The organism is Gordonia sp. GONU (genome assembly GCF_024733855.1).
In the GTDB taxonomy this organism is placed as follows: Bacteria; Actinomycetota; Actinomycetes; order Mycobacteriales; family Mycobacteriaceae; genus Gordonia; species Gordonia amicalis.
Window position 1 is genome coordinate 1 of sequence record NZ_JANRHB010000086.1, and the last position, 932, is coordinate 932.

General features: G+C 64.4%; 1 protein-coding gene. It reads right to left on the reverse strand.

All coding sequences use genetic code 11. The features are described 5' to 3' along the window. Nucleotides 1–31: 31 nt before the first annotated feature. Nucleotides 32–932 (reverse strand): IS3 family transposase (locus NWF34_RS25260; RefSeq protein WP_258326399.1); only part of this gene is annotated, 901 nt, incomplete at its 5' end.

Here is a 932-nt window from a genome sequence, read left to right on the forward strand (position 1 = left end):
TGTGGTTCCCCCGGAATCGTGGAGGACTCCTCTATGCGGCTTCGGGCTCGGTGACTGCGGTGTTCTCGTAGTCGACCGGACTCATCATCCCGATCGCGCTGTGGCGACGCTGGTGATTGTAGAAGCCGTAGCACCACTCCAACACGACCGCCTGCGCCTCCATGATAGTATGGAACTCGTTGCGTGACAACACTTCCCACTCCAAAGAAGAGAAGAATGCCTCCGCTGCGGCGTTGTCGAAACACGATCCGACCCGGCCCATCGACTGCCGGATACCCATCTTCTGGCACAGCCTGGTGAACCGTTTCGCGGTGTACGTCGACCCACGATCGGTGTGGAAAATCAGCTTCTGCGCATCGTCATCACGCCATATCGCCTGCATACCGCCCCGCGTGGCGACCGCCATCTCGATCGCCGCACACGCCAACGCTGCATCCGGGTGACGACTGGTGGCCGCCCCCAGCAGGCGGCGACTGTAGAGGTCGATGACCGTGGCCAGATACAGCTTGCCCGCCGCGGTCGGGATCTCGGTGATGTCGCCGACCCACCGCTGATCGGGGCACTGTGCGGTGAAATCGCGACCCAACAAATCGGGGAACTTCGGGGCGGTCTTGTCCTGACGGGTCAGCCCGTTGCGCCGGCGGATCCGCCGCGCGACCAGGCCCTGACGACACATCGAATCAGCGACAGTCTTCTCGGTCACCGTCCACCCGTCAGCACGCAGATCCGCATGCAGGCGCGGTGACCCGTGCAGGCCGCGGGCCTTGTCGAACGCCACCGCCACGGCCCGGTCGATGGTGTCCCGGCGATAGTCGCGGGTGGTGTGCAAACCCGTTGCCGCACCCGGCGATTGGGTCCGCTTATGCCATTTGTAGAACCACGCCTCGCTGACCCCGAGCAGCCGGCAGGACACCGCGTGTGGCACCCGATAG